This is a genomic window from Candidatus Erwinia haradaeae (genome assembly GCF_900698925.1).
Taxonomy (GTDB): domain Bacteria; phylum Pseudomonadota; class Gammaproteobacteria; order Enterobacterales; family Enterobacteriaceae; genus Erwinia_E; species Erwinia_E haradaeae_I.
Window position 1 is genome coordinate 223981 of the sequence record NZ_LR217713.1, and the last position, 23724, is coordinate 247704.

A 23724-nucleotide genomic window follows, 5' to 3' on the forward strand; every position below is an offset into this window, starting at 1 on the left:
AGATTAAAGCATTTAGTAAGTATGCTGTATCAGTGTGTTTGCTTAGTTCTATTCGATATGGAACTATAGATTGATATAATGAAAATAAAGAAGATAAAATATATCAGTATTATTTATGGAATGATATTTTTATATTTAATGAGAATTAATATTTTTGAGTCCACGCGAGAGGTCTGTTTATTGTATTGCAAGGATAATCATTATATTTCAATATTCTAGAATATTTAAGGTATTTTCTTTTTGTGAATGAATAAGAATGAAACTGTTTTAGTAAAAGTATATTGACTCAAAATATATGCTTTGTTCTTTTTATTATTTTTTTATTGTTAATGAAATATAAACTATTGCAGTTCATGCTTGCTATTACTACTGTTATATATTATGGTCCGGATATATATAATTTAGAGACTTTAACTATGAGTACTTCGCTTAAAATTCTGAATAAAATTCGTACATTACGTGTGCAGGCAAGAGAATTTAGTTTAGAGACACTAGAAGATATGTTGATGAAACTTGAGTTAGTGGTTAATGAGCGCCGCGAAGAAGAAAGTCAAGTTCGATTAGAGTCTGAAGAGCGTCTCCGTAAACTTGAGAAATACCGAGAGATGTTAATTACTGATGGTATTAATCCTAGTGAATTATTATCTAATACATCTTGTAGCCAAACGCTTAGTAAAACTAAACGTGCTGTGCGTCCCGCAAAGTACGTCTATATAGACAACAAGGGAGAAAAAAAAACCTGGACTGGCCAGGGGCGAACCCCCACAATCATTCGATATGCTATGGAGAGATATGGAAAAAATTTAGAAGATTTTCTCCTTTAGATACCCAAAACTTAGCAGGTGAATGGAGTGAGCAGTGTTCGGTTCAGTCATGAGTTTCGATAATATTGATGATTATAGAATCATGATAGTTAGAGTAATAATCTGATGCAAGATAGAATTTAGTTGTGAGGTTTAATAAAGGATCCTGTATGCTATGTTATTAATTTCGTTGCCTGGATAATCATTAATGATCACCAATAGACTTTTATTATAACTGTAAAATTAAATTTTACAAATCAAACAAATTGGTTTGTCAATAATTATTTTTTAAGTGCATGAATGGACTAGTGGATATATTTTTACGATGTTTATTTTTAGTTTTATTAATAATTAAGTCATTGTTCATTCTTAATAGTATATTCTATTAATTAGCGTATAGGGACAATAGTATATATTTCTATTTTCTTATTAGTTATTTATGGTCATTAAAAACACCCAGATATTATCTGGGTGTTTTTACTTGTATATATCTTGAGATATTAGAACATGTTTATTATTTATTTTTATTTTTTTTATTAGTCTCATTATAGATGAGAATGATATGTTTATGAAAGGTTAGATACAGGTTATCGATAAGATGGTTAGTATATTTTATATATCTTTATATTTTTACCAATATAGTTTTCGTATTGAATCTCATTCTTAAATGTATTAACAAGTAACCTGTTCGTTTTTTATATAAAAGAATTTTATTCGATTGTATCGGATCTACTTCTCTGAATATGTTCTTGTTTGGTTTTTTTAGTAAATATGATGCATACATAACATAGTATTTTACTATTCATTTAATTAGATATAAGAATAGTATCTGACTGTTTTCGATTGCTTATTATATATGATACTGGTATCACTTTTTTATGTCATAGATTAGCGATATTTGATGATAGATTTGTGCTTGAGATCTGGTATTATTAGTTATAATAGAGAATGCATACTTTTAGTATTCGCATATATTAGGAGTATTTTGAACAGAGATGCTGTATTAGCAATATGATTCTCAATGTTGATTGTTATATAGAGGTTTTGATTTAAATCAGCATGTCAAAAATATATACACTTGGAATAGTATAAATTTCCGTCGGTAGTGGTTAAAATAAGAATTTTATTGTATTTTAGGATATTAGGTCTGTAAATTTACCTTAAGAGGTAGAGTAATCAGTTGGATTTTAGGTCTAGGTGTTATGTTGTTTTTCTTGCATTTTATAATTAGAAGATTTGGTAGTATCAATTAAAAGGTATAGTGACATGAATTATATAAAGCGATATGATCATGAAAGCCTTCTTAACATTAATCATATTAAAACTTAATTGGTTATAGAAAAGTTATCTTGCTATCTTTTTTTGAGCAATGCGATAATATTGCAAGTGTATTGGATGAAGATGCGTGTGTGGGTTTTTGTAAATTATCTAGAACTAGTTTGACTAGCGCTACGCGTGTACCAGGATGCAACATACATGAAAATAAAAAATTAATTTGGATGTGACTCATATAATAGTAATGAGATGCTCTGTATTATATACTTTTGTTTGTATAAGTAACTAGGTTATTTTTCTAAATGAAATAAGAACAAGGAGATAAGTTACTTTTTTGGTTTACTGTCTAAGATGTATTACAATGTTTTTCTTAAATATAAGATGCTATTTCATTAATAGGTTTTTCCATAGATAAATAGATTATTAAGTATTGGCGCTTTCTCTTAATGTTAGCGATTATTTCGGGTTATTAGTTGTATAATTACATATAGATTATAGGGCTATGGTATTTTATGTGATTATATTCATAGCTTTATAAACAAATGTAATAATAATGAGTAAGTTATGATGAAAAGAATGCTGATCAACGCAACTCAGAAAGAGGAGTGGCGTGTTGCACTTGTCAATGGGCAATGTCTATATGATTTAGATATTGAAAGCTCTGGATATGAACAAAAAAAATCTAATATTTATAAAGGCAGGATAATTCGTATTGAACCTAGTCTTGAGGCTGCATTTGTAGATTATGGTGTGGAAAGGCATGGTTTTCTGCCTCTTAAAGAGATTTCTTGTGAATATTTCTTTAAGCGTTCTAATAGCCATAGTCGACCAAACATAAAAGATTTAGTGCGTGAAGGACAAGAAGTTATTGTGCAAATTGATAAAGAAGAACGTGGTAACAAGGGGGCAGCGTTAACAACATTTATTAGTTTAGCGGGTAGTTATTTAGTATTGATGCCAAATAATCCTCGTGCTGGTGGTATTTCCCGTCGTGTTGAAGGTAATGATCGTATTATTCTAAAATCGGCATTAGCTTTGTTGGATTTACCAGATGGAATGGGTTTAATTGTTCGCACTGCCGGAGTAGGAAAATCTGTTGAGGGATTGCAGTGGGATCTAAGTTCTCGTATTAAGCATTGGGAAGCCATCAAAAAGGCTGCCAATAACCGATCCGCTCCATTTTTGATTCATCAAGAAAGTAATGTGATTGTACGTGCGTTTCGTGATTATTTGCGTCAAGATATTGGTGAAATCCTAATAGATAATCCAAAGGTATTTCATTTGGCCTGCCAGCATATTTCTGCATTAGGTCGGCCAGATTTTAGTAGTAGAATTAAGTTATATACAGGTGAAATTCCATTATTTAGCCATTATCAAATTGAATCACAAATTGAATCTGCTTTTCAGCGTGAAGTTCGGTTGCCATCAGGGGGTTCTATTGTAATTGATACTACTGAGGCTTTAACTGCTATTGATATTAACTCTGCTCGTTCTACTCGTGGCGGAGATATTGAAGAAACAGCATTCAATACCAATCTTGAAGCAGCTAATGAAATTGCTAGACAGTTACGTTTGCGTGATGTTGGGGGTTTGATTGTTATTGATTTTATTGATATGAGTCCTATACAGAATCAGCGTTCTGTAGAAAATCGTTTACGTGAAGAAGTGCGACAGGATCGAGCTCGTATTCAGATAAGTCATATTTCACGTTTTGGTTTGTTGGAAATGTCGCGTCAAAGACTTAGTTCATCACTGGGTGAGTCTAGCCATCATGTATGTCCTCGTTGTAGTGGGACTGGAAATATTCGTGATAACGAGTCACTATCACTTTCTATTTTGCGTTTAATAGAAGAAGAGGTTCTAAAAGAGAATACTAAGGAAGTTCATGCTATTGTTCCTGTACAGGTTGCATCTTATTTACTAAATGAGAAACGTGATGCTGTTAGTGCAATTGAGAAACGCACTCAAGGTATTCGTGCTATTATTGTTCCCAATGATAATATGCAGACTCCACATTATTCGGTAGTACGTATTCGAAGTGGAGAGGAGACTCAAACTTTGAGTTATCATCTTTCAAAATTACATGCATATGAACTTAACCTCTCTCTTGACGAGAGATATGCTGAACGTAAGCGTTTAGAACGCCAAGAACTGACTATAGCTGGAATATTAGAGCCTACACTGGAGAAAAAAGAAGTTTTTTTAAAAGACAGGATAAAGATCGGTGTATGCGTTAAGATGTTTAGGGCTTCGTATTTAAGAGTATATAAATTAAGTATCTGTATGACTCGTGTATTGCGTAAATTATTTAATCAGATTCATAGGCGCTCTTCTCAACAAAACGAAGCATTAGACCGGAAAAAAAATGTAGAAGAATGTTTGGTTAGATCGCATAATCATCAAAATCGTCAATTAAATAATCATATCTCTAATCGCATAATTAGAGATAATCCAGGTAAAATTCGTAATGATGATCTAGATGAGCCTAGAACTGAAAATAAAATATCTTCAATAAGAAAAATCAGTGATTCTTTTCAAGACGACTGTAGTTTACCGTTAGGAGCTGACCTTCCTGTTACAAAAGTGCCAGTCGAGTGTAATTCTAAGCTAGACTATCAGTCTAGACATATACGAAAAAATCGTTATGCCCATTCTAATAAAGATAATAAATTTCTTCGGATTGAGGCTGAGAACACTCCTCATCTTGTTTCAAGAAATGCGACAGAGGTTAAAAAAACAGAAGAAAATGTACATTTAGTACAAACCACTCTTTCTCATAATGATTTGAGCAAATCAACACCAGTGGTTATTCCGGAGAAGACTAAATTTTGCTCTATGTATCTAGAGAAGTCTACTGTAGTTACCGAAGAAGCTAGAAAAATAATGACAGACTTAAAATTAGATGATTCTACTCATGTTCGTGGTAGTAGTATTATTCGCCGTACCCGTCGAACACCAAGGCATTTACGCGTCTCTGGGCATCGTCGTCGGAGATACGTGTATGAACGGTATCCAAGATGTTCACCTATGCCATTATCTCATGCCGTAGCATCTCTTGAGGTTGCCTTAGGCAGGGTATGGATTTTTTATCCAGTAGCGCATGTGAATAAGAATAGTTCCTTGCATAAAGAAACCGATCATTCAACTATTACAGAATCTACTCATAGAGATGCGCTTTCATCAAAATCAGTTTCTCCTGGTATTGATGTATTTTCTGTGTCTACAGATGTTCATTCTGATTCTCGCAATACAGACGCAGAGAACGTCATGTCTTCAAAGATTGATACTACTCCGGTAAATCAACAAGTAGAGTCTACTCAGAATTCTAAGAAAATTGTAGAAAATAAACGAATACTAACATCAGTTAAAGTAGAAAATATTGTTACTATTTTATCTTCAGATAGTATGACATCCACGTCGTCTCCTGTCTTGAACTCTCTCGGTGAATCTATTTTACATCGTAGACATTCTTTTGCTCCTGTCACTAAAGTAACTCTTTTTTCTAAAGAAATTCAAATGTCTTCTTCTAGAAAAGAAGAAAGCCTTAATTAAGATCTACACATACAGCTTTTAGTAAAAATTTATAATGATCCATATAATGATTTTATTTTTTCTAAAGGTTGTGTTAAATAATTTTCTCTATTTCAAATTAAAATTTTGGGATATATCCTACGAAAGTTAAAGAGAATAATATAATTATTCCATAAAATAAAACTTTCTGAGAATATATGAGTTTTATTTATCTCAAATAACTGATTAGCTTCTATTGTTTATGAGTATGTGTATGTTTAGGTAGAATTAAGTAATTTTATAGTTAGTAATAGATTTTATAATCTTATATATATAGTGGTAAGTGGCTTGATGTAAATATTTGCTATGATTTCGTTAGTCGATAAGTATTATCTATGAAGTGGTATTGTAAGTATTATATGATTTAGTTGCTGTGTCTTCGCAAAGAAGACACAGCGTTCCATAAGGTGTGACCAGTCTATATTTCCAATATTGTGTATCTGTGACATGAGAATTATAACATAGTTGATTTTAATGTAAATTTTTGAGATATTACGGTAGTCTGTTATATTGATTTTATAATCGTCAAAAAATACCATTTTCTTAATTAATTAATTATTAAATTTTTATATTTTTTATTTTGTAAAAAAGATCTACTATTTAGTAAATCATTAATAAATGTCCTCAGTGCTTTTCTTTACTAATAGGAGATAAAGTAATTGCGAGTTGATTTATAAATCGAAAGTTCATTTAGAAATAATTATGGAATTATAGTAATGATATCTATACGTATATAGGGGATAGATTATATAGATTTTTTAATTGTTATAATAATTTGTTATAATAATAATGAAGTGTTAAGATAAATAATTTTTTGTACAAAGATAAATATCATTTATGATTGGTTAAGAAAGAAGATAAGCATTGGTTGTGAAAATGAGTTTTCTTTATATCTTATTATTATAAATAATATTATTAGCTTGTTTTGAATTTATATTAGGTGGTTTTGGATCTTTTTTATTTAATAAAGTTAAGATTTTTCTAAGTCTGTGTATGAAAAGTTTATGTGTTTATGATTAAAAATATATTTACTATTACGATGGTTCATAGAACAGGTCTTTGATTGGAACGGCTATAGAATTTTTAGAAACTAGAATTAAGCATAAGAGGTACTGATTGCTTAGATATTAGCAATTAATAAGATTTATGTTTCAGACAAGTTTTGAACACATAGATATATTAATAAGTATATTCAGTCGAATATTAGGAAATAATCTTTTTAGGATTTTGGGCAATTTATAGTTTAGATAGCTTTAAACTATAACAAGATAATTAATTGTTTAAGATTTTATCTTTCTTGAATTTATAAAGAAGACATAATAGATACGGAATATTGATGTTAATGCTTTTGTTCCATCTATATTTTAATATGATCACAACAATAATAAATAGTTAGTGTTCTATATCCTTTATCTATAAGATAATATTGTATGGTTAGTTTTGATTTTTGATAAACAATAAGAATATCCATATATGAGCTATTGATATATTCTATTGATATATATTGATTAATATATGCCATTTTATTACATAGAGTAATCAGTTAATTCATTAGGTGGTTAATATATCTATAAAATATATACATAATAGAATATTCTTTTTATTGATGTTATGTATTTTGTTTATATTTTTTTAAGAAAATGATATGGTTCATTAATGGATTTACAAGGATTTATAAAAATCTAGTCATAGGTAATATTTTTTAATAAAAAATATGAAAACCATAAGATTTATAGAAATAAAAAATTTTATTTTATCAAAATTTTAATACGATATTAAAATATTTATTTTTTTATTTAGTTGATTGTAGAGGTTTAATAGGAGAAGCTTATCTTGATAAGACTTTATTTATATGTATCAGAATTATAAGGATATCATATATATCTAATTTTAAAAATCATTTAGAATATATTTCACTTTATAAGAATTTTAGTAGTATAAGATGTAGAGATTAATATGATAAGTTGTCTTAGAAAATTTTCATTAATGAAATATAATTTAGAGAAAATTAAAGTTATATTTATTATTTTTTATCGTATCTGTAAATTAGATGTATTTTATAGGTCTGATTGATAGAGAATTTTATAACATAGATCATTCAGTTCAATATTAAGAATGCTGATCACAATAAGGGAATAGAAATTGGATATGTAACTTGTTATCACTAAGGTGATTCTTTTGGTAAGCTTTTTTAAAATCGTGTTTATGGTTGTTTTTAATGGTACTATAATGATTTCTATTATTATATAATCAATCAATGTTGAAATGTTTGGTGAATATATGACTATTAAAGTAGGTATTAATGGTTTTGGTCGAATTGGTCGTCTTGTCTGCAGAGCTGCTCAAGAACGTTCTGACATAGAAATAGTAGCGATTAATGATATATTTGATTCTGAATATATGGCGTATATGTTGCAGTACGATTCAACTCATGGTCGTTTTAATGGTACAGTCAGCTCTTTTAATGGATTGTTACTAGTAAATGGTCATTCGATTCGTATTACTTCTGAATTGAATCCAGAAGACTTGAAATGGAATGAGGTGGATGCTGATATTGTAGTAGAGTCAACTGGAATGTTTTTAACTGATCAGACTGCGCGCAAACATATTAAGGCTGGAGCAAAGAAAGTTGTTTTAACTGGTCCTTCTAAGGATGCTACACCTATGTTTGTTATGGGGGTAAATAATCATGTCTATAAAGGTGAGGATATTGTTTCTAATGCATCTTGTACCACGAATTGTTTAGCTCCATTAGCAAAAGTGATACATGATAAATTTGGGATTGAAGAAGCTTTAATGACTACTATTCACGCCGTAACTGCAACGCAAAAAACTGTTGATAGTCCCTCTTATAAAGATTGGCGTAGTGGTCGAGGTTCGGGTCAGAATATTATTCCTTCTTCCACTGGTGCGGCTAAAGCGGTGGGACAAGTATTACCTGAATTATATGGTAAGTTAACTGGTATGTCGTTTCGGGTTTCTACTCCTAATGTTTCTGTCGTTGATTTAACAGCACGATTGGTACAATCTGCATCTTATAAAGAAATATGTGAAGTCATTAGATCTGCCTCCGAAGGTTCGATGAAAGGTATCATTGGTTATACATCAGATCAAGTGGTTTCTACTGATTTTAATGGTACTACTTTTACATGTGTTTTTGATGAACAAGCAGGGATTGCTTTAAATAAAAATTTCGTAAAATTAGTGGCATGGTATGATAATGAAACAGGATATTCTCACAAGGTGCTTGATTTGGTAACTTATATTAGTAATTTTAAATAAATTAAAAGCCGCGAGGCAGTTATATTTTATAAGAAATCACATTGATGATTAGAAAAGAAATTATAAAATCTTTTTATTTTAATATTTTATTTTTTTACTATTTTTATAATAAAAAGAAATAATGAGTGTTGTATGATTTTGGATGTAATAAATATGGTTTATTAATGAGACTGGATGATATTAAAGTATTGAAGTTTTATCTATAATATAAAATATTTATAGTTTGATTTTTTTAATATGTTCGTGCCAGGGTATACCTCATTCTATAAGTTTAGAAGGCATTAAGAGTGTCATAAGTGTGCTTTTGTTATAGTAAAGATTTATATAAAATATTTTTGGATCTGAAATCTCGTTATTTTTGTAACAGTCTTATCTAATTATCAATGAGAAATAAAAAAGAAAATATAAAGAATTAATATAGTTAACATTAGTGTTTGATTAATGAAATCCGGTTAATTGTAGTAGATATTATTTTCTTAACAAGGATTTAATAGTAAAATTTAATTAGTTTATAAGATTTTATCATCTAAGCTGAAGAGGTTAATGGTTTATAAAGATTAATTTTGTAATCAAATCGTTATGGTTAGATGAAAGATTTAACTGATTTGCTAATAGGTAGCATGGGAATTACATTTTGTGATTAATATATAAATCATGGGTTTTTCTAGAAAACTCAAATCTCTTATCTTAAGAGAAAGAAGAGATATTCGTTTTATCACTCTATTTAATATACCTCATTGTTTTCATTTTGATCTATAAGATATAGAGACAAGTATCTTAATATAAGTATTGAGGGTAATAAAGATGGAGAAGGATATCAAATTAGATTCTAAAATATTTAGTTATGCAATGTAATTTAATACAAGTAATGATAATCGTAGTTACTTGATTTTTAATTTTTTAGAAAAAATTAATTTATTTACTAAGATTTATGGTGAGTCTAGGTAATGGATATGACATTTTTTATTTGTTGAGAGAAGATCGTTATTTTTCTTTTCTTATACATTAATATTATACTATGTTCTTTCAGTTGTGTATGCAATACACATTTTTTAAATCACAAGCTTTGATATTATCTTATTTAGTCGATTGTAATTGAATAATTCAAGATACTATTACTTTCTATTTTCTAAGTAGATAAAAGAATTGTAAATAGTATGTAAATACTAGAGACAAATAAGAATTAATTCTAATATAGCTTGATTTTGATTATTTTAATTTATTGTCGATTATCACTATAATCTAGATTAATATTATTGAGTTGAAAAAAATTTTCCACATTATAGACGCGAGCGTTTAACTATCTAGATGATTATGGTTTAGTTCCATTGTATAGAGATCTATCTATATTGAGTTGTTTTATTATTAAGGCTAATTATAAGCCTTAGCAGAATGCTAGAATTGATAGAAATTTTACTTCTAGTGATAATTATTTCATTAAAACGATTTTGGTACAAAATTCTTATGATAGAAAAGAAATCCATCCACAAGTTCTATGCAAATACTGAGCCATTTGATAGCCAAATGGAGGGGATTAAATTACCTCCTCGATCAATAGAAGCGGAGCAATCAGTATTAGGTGGTTTAATGCTTGATAATGACCGTTGGGAAAATATTTCAGAACGTGTGGTGGTTCAGGATTTTTTTAGTCGCCCTCATAGGATAATTTTTAAAGAAATGCAGCATTTGCTGGATCAAGGTAAACCGATTGATTTGATAACGTTATCTGAATGGATGGAGGTGCAAGGTAAATTAAATATAGCAGGTGGATTTGCTTATTTAGCAGAGTTGTCAAAAAATACACCAAGTGCAGCAAATATTGGTGCTTATGCGGATATAGTACGTGAGCGCGCCGTTGTTCGTGAGATGATTTCTGCAGCACATGAAATTGCTGATTCAGGTTATAATCCGCAGGGTCGTAGTAGTGACGCTCTACTTGATCTCGCAGAGTCACGAATATTTCGGATTGCTGAAAATAGGGCTAAAAAGGATTCAGGGCCAAAAAGTGTTGATGAAATTCTTGAATCTACGGTATCACGTATTGAAGCTTTATACCAGAGGCCTCATGATGGTGTGACTGGGATGGATACAGGTTATCAAGATTTAAATAAGAAAACTGCTGGTTTACAACGTTCTGATTTAATTATTGTTGCTGCGCGTCCTTCAATGGGAAAAACCACGTTTGCTATGAATTTATGTGAAAATGTAGCAATGTTGCAAGATAAGCCGGTTCTTATTTTTAGTCTTGAAATGCCTGGGGAGCAGATTATGATGCGAATTTTAGCATCGTTATCACGTGTGGACCAGACCAGAATCCGTACAGGCCAGCTTGATGATGAAGATTGGGCGCGTATTTCTAGCACTATGGGTCTTCTTTTAAAAAAGAAAAATATGTTTATTGATGATTCATCCGGTCTTACTCCAACTGAGGTGAGATCACGTTCTCGCCGTATATTTCGAGAGCACGGTGGTCTTAATTTGATTATGATTGACTACTTACAATTGATGCGTGTTCCTGCTTTATCTGATAATCGTACATTAGAAATAGCTGAGATTTCTCGATCTCTTAAAGCTTTAGCAAAAGAGCTGAAAGTACCTGTTATAGCGTTATCACAACTTAATCGTTCTTTAGAGCAGAGATCTGATAAGAGACCAGTTAATTCTGACCTCCGTGAATCTGGTTCTATTGAACAGGATGCTGATTTAATCATGTTTATTTATCGCGATGAAGTTTATAACGAGCATAGCACTTTAAAAGGTGTGGCAGAGATTATTTTGGGTAAGCAACGTAATGGTCCAGTCGGTACGGTAAGATTAACTTTTAATGGACAATGGTCACGCTTTGATAATTATGCATGGCCGCAACAGTATGATAATAAATAGGTATATAGAATGATATTTTTATCGAATACTGTATTAGATAATATTGTGATATATATAATAACAATTAAGTATGTGTATTTTTTAATACAGAGAGAGTTGTAAAAATAAGGATTTATATAGATGTTAGATTTATTAGATTAGTCTCTTTTCTTAATTTTTTGGTATATTTTAGATAATTTTATTAAGATAGTTAAAATGATAAGTCTTGGTTTTACGTTTTTATTGATTGGTAACATGCATCATAATAAATGGTGATGTATGCTTCTACAGAAATTAAAAAGAATATTTTATTTGTATTAATTTTTCATTTATGAAATATTCTCTTTTTTAGAAAAAAACATATTCATTAATTGAGTGAATTATATTATAAAATAATAATGGTGCTATATATTGTCTATTTTAACTAGCATGCTGTTCTAGTTTATGAGCCAATAAAATTGGATTTCCATTGGAATTATATATTAATATTGATTGTCATCTATGTTTTATTTAATAAGAAACAAAGATTTTTATTTTTTTATTGTTAATAAATAAAAAAATTTAGATTTAAGATAGTAGGTATATTGGATTAGTTTTTTATTTTTTCTTATATACTTGATAATCGGTTTGTCATGAAATAACAAACAAATGTGTCAATCAGCATTACATTAATAGTATAGTGTTATATATTTAAATGTATGAAAAAGAATCTAAACTAACTAAGTTTTAGATTTAACCAGATCATGTAGTAACATAAGAAAGAGACCTTATATCTTTTACAATCAAGAATTCAATCAATATTGAATATATTGATGTGTGTCAGGCAAAATATGTATTCAGTTTTAATTATTTTTAGTTTTTTGACTCAACGATATTTATATTTGTTATAACATATATTTGTAATTTTGATGATGTTAATCATTGACTTATGGGTTAGTATATTTTTGCTTCGTATGTTTAACAAACCGAAAAGTTTATTATTATTTATAATATGGAATGTATTTTCAGTTATTGTTTCGGTAAATAATATAATGGATTAACAGATTTTCCTTTGTAACGAAGTTCAAAATGTAATCTTACAGAGTTCGTTCCGCTATTTCCCATTGTAGCGATAGTTTGACCAGCTTTGACGGTTTGTTGTTCTGCTACGAACATGGTTGCGTTATGCGCGTAAGCGCTTAGATAGTCATTATTATGCTTAATAATGATTAAATTACCGTATCCTCGTAACTCATTACCAGCATATACTACTTGCCCGGATGCAGTAGATACAACTGCGTGACCATATACGCCTGCAATATCAATTCCTTTATTTCCTCCTTCTTCCGAAGAAAAATTATCAATAATTTTTCCATGTGTAGGCCATTTCCAATTTGTTATAAGAGGAATATTTTTTTTAGTAATATTTTTTATCATATGGGTAGAAATGAATTCTGATTTTTTAAGTAGAATGTGACTAGATCTAGGGGGAGCGTTGATTTTATGAACTTGATCTAATTTTTTAGGATAAAAAATATTTGATGTGTGCCTAATATTGTTTTTTTTTGTTTTTATCTTGAAGCTGGAGATAGATTGTTTTGTTTTATTTTTTTTATTTAGAGTGGTGTCTCTATGGTTAGATTTTTTTGTAGTAGTAGTTTTTTTAAGAATATTTAACTTCTGTCCTATAGCAAGGACAGATGGTATAGGAATGTTATTATGACTTGCTAGATGACGAACTGTATTATTAGTAATAGATGCAATATGGAATAAAGTATCACCTTTTTTAACGATATAATTTGTTTGGCTATTTGGTTTTGGTTTGATATTTGTATTTTTTTTCCTATAAACTATAGAACCATGTTTTTTTACTATTTTTTTTATTTTGAGTAATTTAGAGATATTGAGGCTTATTCTTTTATTTAATATAGATAGTGATTGTTTTTGTATTGGATGATTGATTTTTATCTGAGTAATGTTTTTAACTTGATTCAAGTAATTACTGAGCATATCTGATGTATTTTTTTCAACTATATTTATAGTTACTTCGGTATTCATAGTTTTAGAGCAACCTATCAGACCACATCCTAGTACTGTAATTACTATTACAGGATTGGCTTTAAATAGTAGCTTTCCTATTTTCATTAACTCCTCTATTACAGCTTTATACAATTAATGTAGAATTCGTAATCTTAGGTTCCGCTTAATTAGAATAATAAAATAAGAGAGATTAAGATGTTTTTAATAGTATATTATTAGTGAAGCCTTTGAGGTATAATAATAATATCTGAATTTTCTGATTTATTATTAATGTGATAAATAAAGATTTATTTCTATATTATTTTAATAAGGAAAAAGTTGTATAGTTAGTTTTTAGATTTGATTGTATTGTTCTTATCATTATAGTTCCTAACTATTAGTTAATTGATTACAATCAAAGTATGTTTATTTTGTATGTTTTATATGTTTTTTATTCTATTTAGTGACATAAAATTCATATATGAATATGATTTACATGAATTTTTTTATTTAGTTATATAAATAATTTTTATATAACTAATATAGATTAGAGTAAAATTCATGTTTCTTTATGTGATCGGAGATTTTTATTAGTATAGGTAGTGTTATATTCTAGAAGAGCGGACTCAATCAAGTGATCGATGACAGTATTATATACTGTTGTGAATACGTTAATCATGACTTATAAATTTCTCTATATTTATTTAAAGTAAAGATGTGATTATTAAAAATTAGTCACTCAGTTTATATGTAATTATGTGCTAAAAATAGTGAAATAAGTATATTTTTTATTAAAAAATTATATTCTTCTGCATTACTGGATTTTTTTTAGATATATATAAAATACTATACATGATAAAAGGATCATATCCAGATGATTCTGGATAGAATATGTTTATTTATAGGAAAGATTATTGCCTTATTATTTTTTGTATTATATTATTAATATGCGGCCAAGTAGTCTGAAAAGGTTATGCAATTACCATATGTATATAAAGTAAAATATGCATAAATCAAGGAAGCAGTTTGTATTACAAATGTCAATGATTCTACAAAATAGGATTTTGGGGAGATTATTTTTCGGTCTTCTTTTTTCAGTATTTAATAGTTGTACATTTCGTGAGTTTTTTGTACTAGTTTTTACAATGATTGCTTAATAGATTCTTTTATATTGTTTTGATAAAAACAATTTAATTTGGTTTAGAGCAATTTAGTTCTTGTAATTAAGATTGTGTATTTATCAAGGGTTGTACAGTGCTAAATACAAATTTATGGATGTATTTCATTTTCATCTAAAGTTTTTTTATTCATATTTTATGTATTATAGTTATTTTTGGGCAATATCAAAGTTTCAGATAAGAATTTATTATTTTAGAAAGGTAAATTCCTATTGGTAGATGAGAATTACTTTTTTGTGAGATCTAAGTGAATTGTTAAACTGGGTCTACCTTGGTTATTGGAACAAAGTGTTATATGGGTCTAAATGATACAACTTACATATATTATATTTAATTTCATTAATATTACTTATTACTTGTAAAGAGTAAATCATAAAAATTTAATTTTTAAAGTATTTGATTATATTTTTAATATATTTAATTCTATTGATTGGTTTTTAGAGACATGAATATTAAAATTAAAATATCAATAGAGTTATTTCTATATAAAATAATATGGTTTGTAAGGTGACAGTTATATTTATATGTGCCATATTACTTTTTTATTTTCTTTATTATCCATTTATTAGTAATCTACAGTGAAGATTGTAGTCTAATTTTAGACGTTATGGAATTGTTTTCAGTTGTGTTAAGAAGCGCATTTATAATCCTATTAGGAATATCTATGATTAATTATTTCTAAGCAATATAATTATCATTATAGAAGTTCGATTTATATTGTTCATCCTTTTCTTTATTATTAAATTTTTAGATTGGAAGTCATAATTTAGTATATGATTATGATTTGATGCTAATCATATAACTTATTATCAGTCAGATTGTGTATGATTGACACATCGTATGTATTTATTTTGGGGATGAATAAGTTATTTTGGAATAATATTGAGTTTAATGAGAGATATAATGAGTTATGGATAGAAGCGTTATTAGAATATTTTTATTCAATGAAGAATTGTTACTTTTAAATTCCCCTCTATTATTAAGAGGATGATTGCTAAAAAAGTATCTATAAGATGTATAATAAAGACTGATTTATTATAAATAAATATTATGTATGTTGTTTGCTTTTTATTGTGTTTTACTTTTAATTATATCTATTGTATTAAATTAGAGGGGATTTAGATCGTTTTCTTCCAAAAAGCAATATTTCATGATATACAAGATAAAAAATGTTAAGAATATTCATAAATTTTGATAGGTACATTATTTTGTATTTAAAATAAAAAGTTTAGAATATTGAATTTAATTACTGTTGTACATAGAAATTTGAATATTATTCATGATTTATTTTTAGGCGTAGATACAATCGAGATTCGACTTGACCGGTTATTTTTTTTCGATAGATCTGCCAATTTTTTGGAACTGGAATATCTGTTTTGTTAATTTCACTTTCTATATAAATTAGCGATTCATTTTCTAACCAGAAATTTCTTTCTAAGAGAGTAATCGTTTTTATAATTAAACCTTGATAAAATGGTGGATCGATAAAGATTATATGATGGGGTATGCCCTTTTTAGATATGTAGTGCAATGTATTTGTATTAATAATATGTCCATTACTCGCTCCTAGGATTTTTTTATTTTTAGTTAATTGACGGGCTATTATCTGATTTTTTTCTAACAATGTAATACTGGAGGCATGTCGCGAAAGGGCTTCAAACCCTAGCGCACCACTTCCAGAAAAACAATCAAGACATTTAGCTTGATAAATATCATATGCTAACCAATTAAAAAGCATTTCACGAACACGATGGGTGGTGGGATGCAGTCCGTTACCATAAGGAACAAATAGTTTTCTTCCTCTCCATTGACCACCAATGATACTGATTTTTTTTTGCGGCATAATTTGGTGTTCTTGTTTGGGTATTGTAATACCTTATTTGTTGATTAGAACAAAGCATTACTTATACATATGTAAGAAGTATATTAGCTAGGTATGATTAAAACTTTGGAGAATAGATCATTTGATGACTTAGTATTTTATTATTTAATTTAGATGCTAATGTTATATTTTATTTTTTGTTCAAAATATTTCATCCATTATAGTTTATTTTTATATATGTTAAAATAACATAATGGTTATTTATTCTTCTTCTTGAAAAAGAAGAGTAAGTTATAAATTAATAGTTGATAGAGCGCTTTTATCTGGATAAATTGAAACAACAAGATATTATGTGGAGAAAAAGTGATACATAAAGATTATGTCAATCGTGAACGGGCAATAGGATTAGGGTATAAAAATCCTGTGACTGTCCGTGTAAAACGTAATAGCGGTATATTAACAATTGCATTAGCGATGGTGATTCTTGTTCAATCAATTTTTATAGGTATATTTTTTTTTATGATTCCAGAGAAATCATGTGTTATGTCAGTCACGCCAACTCATCATGAACATGAGATAGGTTTGCCACCAAAACCAGAAGAGCGTTGGTACTACATCCAACAACTAGAGAAGAAGAAATTTCACATATTTATGTTGGGGCGCTTACATTGAGAACCTCTTTATTCGTTTATATCAACAGAAAGAGAAGTTTTAGTTAGAATAAGTGAACGATTTTTAAATTATTACCATCAATCCATTACTCAACTAAAGAGCGGAGGACTAACTGTGAGTTAGTTTATTAAGTCTTCTATAAATAAATAGTACTAGACAGGACATATTATTTATATATGTATTTTTTCATTATTGAAGACAGATTTTTTCTATAGTATTAGAAAAGTATTAACATACTAGGTATGTGGAATGCATTATTAGTTAAAGTAAGAAAGGTAACCTGTAACTTACTGTATGTAGATTGATGTAGTTTTTTTGCATTAGATATCTTATAGATAAATATATAAAGATTTAATTGAATTTAATTAAATTAAAAATTAAGAATATTTTCTAAAAAATACAAGGGTGTAAATATTGAATTTAATAATTATTCATTATATTCGCTATAATTTTATCTTTATATGATGAATTATCTCGTTATATTGTAGATATATCTATGATATAAATTAATATTTGTCTCTTTTATAGAAAAGTTGAAAGTATATTTCAGGATAATTTAAAAAACATTTTACTTTTTATATTTAGGTTATCTACAGTCGGTATATTCTGTTAATATTATTGACCATTTTATAGAGAAAACTATTTTTATTTAAATTAGTTAAGTCAATCAGGTTTCTATTTGATCTTTTAATTTAGGAAGTCTAATGAAGAGAGATAAATAAGTTTGATTTAATCATGGATTGATAGATATTTTAAATATGTACTAGCTTTCACTATGAGAATTATTTGAATAGATTATTATTTTATCTATTTAAATCAGTCTTGAATTGTACATAATAGATTATTTTTTTAAATAAAGCATAATGTTTGATTATATAAAAATGTATAATAGTGATTATGGAGTTATATGAATAGAATGCATCACATTGGATATTTAATCAACATCATTACTTAGATAGAAAGTTTTTAACTAGATATAAAATATATTAAAGTATTTTGAATAAATTTTATTCACACTGTGTTTTAGAAATACTAGGATTATTCTAGTAAGTAAGTCTCATCTTTAAATTAATTTCATTAATAAAATAATATGAAATTTTAGTTAAGAGACTTAGTGATACATCTAATACATTAATCAATTTTATTATGTATTAATTCGAGATTATACTAAATTATTAATGATAGAAATTATTTGCGCAAATATATTCTAAATATAGTTTGATGCGAAATAAGTATCTTCTATGTTACGAGATAGAGAAAATTTTTTCATATTTTATATGTATTTGATTAGTGCTATTTGATCATAAGTTTCATGATGATGTCTAAAATAGAAAATTGTAAAATTAATAAGCTTATCAACTTTATCTAGAATAGTGGGATACATGTGGTATATTAAAATGCTAATATAGTTTTAGTTCTATACTGAAGATATATTTATCTAATTTAGTGAAATATATTATGTGAATATTATCTGCATTAGTAATTTTTTTTAAAATTCTTGAATGTAGGAAGTTAGAGGTAGAAAATGAGTTTCATAATGGTTGATCAATTTTTAATTAACATACAAGAAATATGTCAAGTATGTTTATTTTAAAATAGGCATTGAGAATGTTATTTGTTCATATTTAGATAGTAATGTCTCATCATACCCAATGATGTATAATATTTTATTATAAACATTATTTTTTATGCATTAGTTTCATGAATAATATAGATATAATATCATAATTTCTTGTGATTGAATGTTTGATTTTTAAAATTTTGAAAATTATATAGCATTGATTATTAAGAATTATGATAAATACATCATCTGATACTTTATTGTATAAAAAATTATTTATTATGCCACAAATAATGATAGAGATAAATATCTTAATAAAGATGATGGTATTCTTGATAAGAAAACCTAGAGTATATTGTGATGCGTTATTTTTCTATTTAGTATTAATGAAGATTGTGTGTTTTGATGGTGAGTATGTTAATAAAAACATTGATTGTATGATTGATTTATTAGATTAAGTTTTTATTCAAGGTACGTATATCTTGTATTTTGCTAATTTTTAAATCAGATAAGTATTTAATTTTTTATGCTTAATTTAGAATGTATAGATTATATTTTATAGTTATTTAATAGGTGAAAATATCATTGCTTTAATTATTTGAGATGAAATAGTGAAAGTATTTTCTGATTTTTATGTCTGATTTAATTTTTTGATTTATACATGAGAGCGTGATAATTTTTGATAGCTATGATATTAATATATGGTTTTATTGAAAGAGGGTAGGCTGAATGTATTATACAATTATATTGAACTTATTTTTTATAAATAAAATACATAAGATATAATAGATAAGCTATATTTAAATAAATATAGATTAGTTGTATTTTATGGTATTAATTTATATAATAAATTGATAGTCTATCTTAGTATTTTTTTAGAAAACTACTGTTTAAGTCTTTAGATTAAAGACAAATTATTTTGTTTACGTTATTATTTTCAATAACTATACGGTTATTTCCCAGGATCCTTTAATGTGTGATATGGTGGTATTAAGTAAAAATTTCATACAAGAGAAAGTAAAGAGTCATTTAGATTAAAAAAGAAATCTATAAGACAAAGAGAACTATATTAGATGGATCTAAAAATAGAAGGTTAGATAGTTCTAACCCAAAAGTTTTTAATGTTATAAAAAAAGAAGTAATTAAGTGTAGAAAATATATTCTATTAATATAGATATCTGTATAATATGCTCACCCTCGATCAGTTAAAATTGAGCATATATTTTAGTAGTGACTACGTAGTAATTCTATATTTTCTTAACAAGGTTTATTGTTACATACATGTTAATATGACATAGAAAATTATATAAAAAAATAAGTATAATATTTTATAAGAAGAGAATCAAAAAATTTTCTCCTATTGCTTAGAAGCATGATATTTTTATAGTATATATTTTTTATAAAAAATTTTTTAATTTCAAATGCCACAAATACCAACTAGAAAGTTTAGCTTTTTAAGCAATTAAGTGTATTAAATCTCTTTATTTTTGTCATTCATTTTATGCTAAAACTGGGTGATACTACTGCCATGTATCTATAATAGATAATTATCTATGTACATTACTAGATATTTTTTAAGTGGAAAGTTATTTTGTATAGATTCAGAAATTGTCTTGAAGTAGAGATATATCAGCTATCTCGATAAATAGAGATTGTAATTTATATAATAATGTTAGACGGTTAATACGTAATGCTTCATTTGTGGAATTTACCATAACTTTATTAAAAAAGTTATTAATTATTGTATTCAGAGAAGCTATTTTCATCAACGCTTCTTTATAACGAAAATCTGCATAGTATAGAGGTAATATGCTGTATAGGTTATTAACCTGATCTGCTAATTGAATTTCTTCTGGCTCTATTAATAACTCTCTATGAACTTTTGCATTTAATGTATCTGTTTTTTTGGCTAGAATATTAGAGATACGTTTATTAGTTTCTGAAAGGTCTGTTGCTTGTTTTAGAAAACGAAACTGTGTAATTGCGTTGATTCGTAAATCTAGATCTACTAGTTTAAATGGTCGGCGTGCGAGAACTGCTTGCAATGTATCATTTCTATGACCTTTATCCTGATACCATGATCGCAAGCGACCCAATATAAAGTGAATTACATCATCTATTGTGTTAGAATTAATTAGCTGGTTCTCATATAGACGAACCGTTTCATTAGTGAGCGCATGAATATCAAGGGGCAGTTTTTTTTCAATAATAATACGTAAGATTCCAAGTGCTATACGACGGAGAGCATAAGGATCCTTATCGTTTTTTGGATGCAGACCAATACCAAATATTCCTACTATTGTATCTATTTTATCTGCAATTGCGAGTGAACAAGATGTTTGGCTAGAAGGAAGGCCATCACCAGAAAATCGAGGTTGATATTGTTCTTTGAGTGCGATTGCCACTTCTTCAGATTCACCGTCTTGACGAGCATAATGCATGCCAATAAATCCTTGTGTTTCTGTAAACTCACATACCATTTTGGTCATTAGATCACATTTAGATAAAAGACCAGCTCTCTGAGCTTTGTTAATATTTCCTCCAATTTGCATAGCAATCCATCCTGCTAGCTTTTTAACACGCTGCGTTTTATCATATAAAGTACCGAGATTTTTTTGAAATAAGACGTTTTTCAGATATGGAAGATAATTTTCTAAACGATAATAACGATCCTTATGAAAGAAAAATGCAGCATCTGTTAGACGTGAATGCAATACTTTTTCGTTACCAGAAATAATTTTTTCCGGATTTTTGGATTCAATATTAGAGACAAAGATAAAATAAGATAAGAGCTCTCCTGATTGATGGTATATAGGAAAGTATTTTTGATGAGACTGCATAGTCTGTACGAGCGCTTCATTAGGTATTTGTAGAAAATTTTTTTTAAATCTTCCAGTGAGAACTACTGGCCATTCTACCAATGAAGTTACTTCTTCAAGAAGTTCTTCGCTAAGAATTACTTCTCCTCCTATAATTGAAGCGGCTTTGTTAATTTCTTTTCTTATAAATTCTTTGCGAACATGATAATTTGCTTGCACCTTACCAAGCGTAAATAGTATTTCTGGGTACTGGTTAGCATGTTTAATATTAAAATAGGGAATTCCCATAAATCTATGACCACGAGTGGTACGTGTAGAGCAAATTCCCAGAATTTTGGTTTCGATAAGTGTGTCTCCAAGAAGTAAAATTACGTGGTGTATTGGGCGTATAAACTGAACTTTTGATTCGTTCCATTGCATAACTTTAGGAATAGGGATTCGAGTTAGAGATTCTTCAATAATTTCTGGGAGTAATATTTGAACACATGGTCTGATTTTTTTAAAGCAGTATGTCAACCAGCTACCATTATTAGTAATCAGTTTATCTGCTTGATCAACTCGAATGCCACAGCTTTTTGCCCATCCTTTAGCCGCAAGGGTTGGTTCTCCGTTAGAATCAAAGGCAGATTGAATTGTTGGTCCACGTTTTGTTATTACATAACTTCGTTTTTCTGTACCGAGCTTTTCTACCTGTAAAGCCAAGCGACGAGGTGTAGCAAACCAATGAATCTCACCATGGATAAGGCCCTCTTGATTTAGTCTATTAGTAAAGTTATCTGCAAAAGATTCGGCCAGACTTCGTAGTGTTTTTGGAGGTAATTCTTCGGTTCCAATTTCAACTAGAAAAGTTTGATTATTCATAGTGCACCATATTTTGATTTTTTTTACACCGAGGAAATCCTAGTTTTTTTCTGGATGTTAGATAGGCTTCAGCTACGGATTTAGTTAAAGACCGAATACGTAAAATGCAGTGTTGACGCTCAGTAGATGAAATTGCTTTTCGTGCGTCTAGTAAGTTAAAACTATGTATAGCTTTTAGAATTTGTTCATAAGCTGGAAGTGGAAGAGGTGTTTGAAGTTGTATTAGATTTCTAGCTTCTTTTTCGTGTTGCTCCAAAGCAAGAAAAAGAAAATTAACATCAGCGTATTCAAAATTGTAGGTTGACTGTTCTATTTCGTTTTGGTGAAATAAGTCACCGTAAGTAATTGTACCTAGAGTGTTTTTGCTCCATATTAATTTATAAATGTTACTAACTGATTGAAGGTGCATAGCTAAGCGCTCTAAACCGTAGGTAATTTCTCCGGTAATAGGTTTGCAGTCTAGGCCGCCGACTTGCTGAAAGTAAGTAAATTGTGTTATTTCCATTCCATTTAACCATACTTCCCATCCAAGACCCAAGGCTCCTAAAGTTGGATTTTCCCAGTTATCTTCTACAAATCTCAGATCATGTGTTGTGAAGTCAATACCTAGTTTTATTAAAGAATTAATATAAATGTCTTGTATGTTTTTTGGTGTAGGTTTTATGATTAATTGAAACTGATAGTATTGTTGAAGACGGTTTGGGTTGTCTCCATAGCGGCCATCTGTTGGGCGTCGCGATGGTTGTACATAGGCTACTGCTGTGGGTTCCGGCCCTATGGCGTGTAGGCAGGTCATTGGATGGCATGTTCCTGCGCCGACTTCCATATCTAGTGGTTGTATAATGCTACAGCCTTGATTGGCCCAGTAATTTTGTAAGATTAGAATGAGTCCTTGGACGGTTTTATTGTCAAGATTTGTCATATTGATATTATATGCGCTATAATAAATTATTATATGTAATTAGATATTGTAATAATTTTGATGAAAATTATAAAAAATATCTATTTTAGTTTGGATATA

At 28.4% G+C, this 23724-nt stretch carries 9 protein-coding genes and 1 pseudogene; 6 read left to right on the forward strand and 4 right to left on the reverse strand.

The genetic code is table 11. From position 1 onward, the window contains the following. The first annotated feature begins 416 nt into the window (after positions 1 to 416). The 5 genes from HACICURV3402_RS00670 (at position 417) to dnaB (ending at position 11813) form a co-directional block, all read left to right on the forward strand. On the forward strand, positions 417 to 824 hold the full coding sequence (locus HACICURV3402_RS00670) for an H-NS family histone-like protein (protein WP_157992456.1): 408 nt from the start codon (positions 417 to 419) through the stop codon (positions 822 to 824). A 1328-nt stretch (positions 825 to 2152) separates the two neighbouring features. Then, positions 2153 to 2308 (forward strand): hypothetical protein, encoded by a 156-nt coding sequence (locus HACICURV3402_RS00675; protein ID WP_162297967.1) that lies wholly within the window; start codon positions 2153 to 2155, stop codon positions 2306 to 2308. A 337-nt stretch (positions 2309 to 2645) separates the two neighbouring features. Then, entirely contained in the window at positions 2646 to 5630 is a 2985-nt protein-coding gene (gene rne, locus HACICURV3402_RS00680; protein WP_157992458.1) for a ribonuclease E, read from the forward strand. Between the two features lie 2298 nt (positions 5631 to 7928). Then, positions 7929 to 8930, forward strand: a complete 1002-nt coding sequence (gene gap, locus HACICURV3402_RS00685; protein WP_157992459.1) for a type I glyceraldehyde-3-phosphate dehydrogenase — start codon at positions 7929 to 7931, stop codon at positions 8928 to 8930. Between the two features lie 1464 nt (positions 8931 to 10394). Then, positions 10395 to 11813 carry a replicative DNA helicase gene (gene dnaB, locus HACICURV3402_RS00690; protein WP_157992460.1) on the forward strand — a complete coding sequence of 473 codons (1419 nt, stop codon included), beginning with the start codon at positions 10395 to 10397 and terminating at the stop codon, positions 11811 to 11813. 987 nt (positions 11814 to 12800) lie between these two features. On the opposite strand, the gene nlpD is transcribed toward dnaB, so the two are convergent. After that, positions 12801 to 13916: a murein hydrolase activator NlpD gene (gene nlpD / locus HACICURV3402_RS00695; protein ID WP_157992461.1), complete on the reverse strand. Its 1116-nt coding sequence runs from the start codon at positions 13914 to 13916 to the stop codon at positions 12801 to 12803. 2325 nt (positions 13917 to 16241) lie between these two features. Next, positions 16242 to 16869: pseudogene (gene rsmD, locus HACICURV3402_RS00700) on the reverse strand (16S rRNA (guanine(966)-N(2))-methyltransferase RsmD). A 284-nt stretch (positions 16870 to 17153) separates the two neighbouring features. On the opposite strand from rsmD, the gene HACICURV3402_RS00705 reads away from it, so the two are divergent. Beyond that, positions 17154 to 17462 carry a hypothetical protein gene (locus HACICURV3402_RS00705; protein ID WP_157992463.1) on the forward strand — a complete coding sequence of 103 codons (309 nt, stop codon included), beginning with the start codon at positions 17154 to 17156 and terminating at the stop codon, positions 17460 to 17462. Positions 17463 to 20624: 3162 nt separating this feature from the next. Here the strand turns inward: HACICURV3402_RS00705 and glyS are convergent. Then, positions 20625 to 22703, reverse strand: a complete 2079-nt coding sequence (gene glyS / locus HACICURV3402_RS00710) for a glycine--tRNA ligase subunit beta (RefSeq protein WP_157992464.1) — start codon at positions 22701 to 22703, stop codon at positions 20625 to 20627. Further along, the gene (gene glyQ / locus HACICURV3402_RS00715) at positions 22696 to 23625 is read right to left on the reverse strand and encodes a glycine--tRNA ligase subunit alpha (protein WP_157992465.1); all 930 of its coding nucleotides are present in this window, start codon (positions 23623 to 23625) and stop codon (positions 22696 to 22698) included. Before glyQ ends, glyS begins: the two co-directional genes overlap by 8 nt. Between the last annotated feature and the right edge of the window lie 99 nt (positions 23626 to 23724).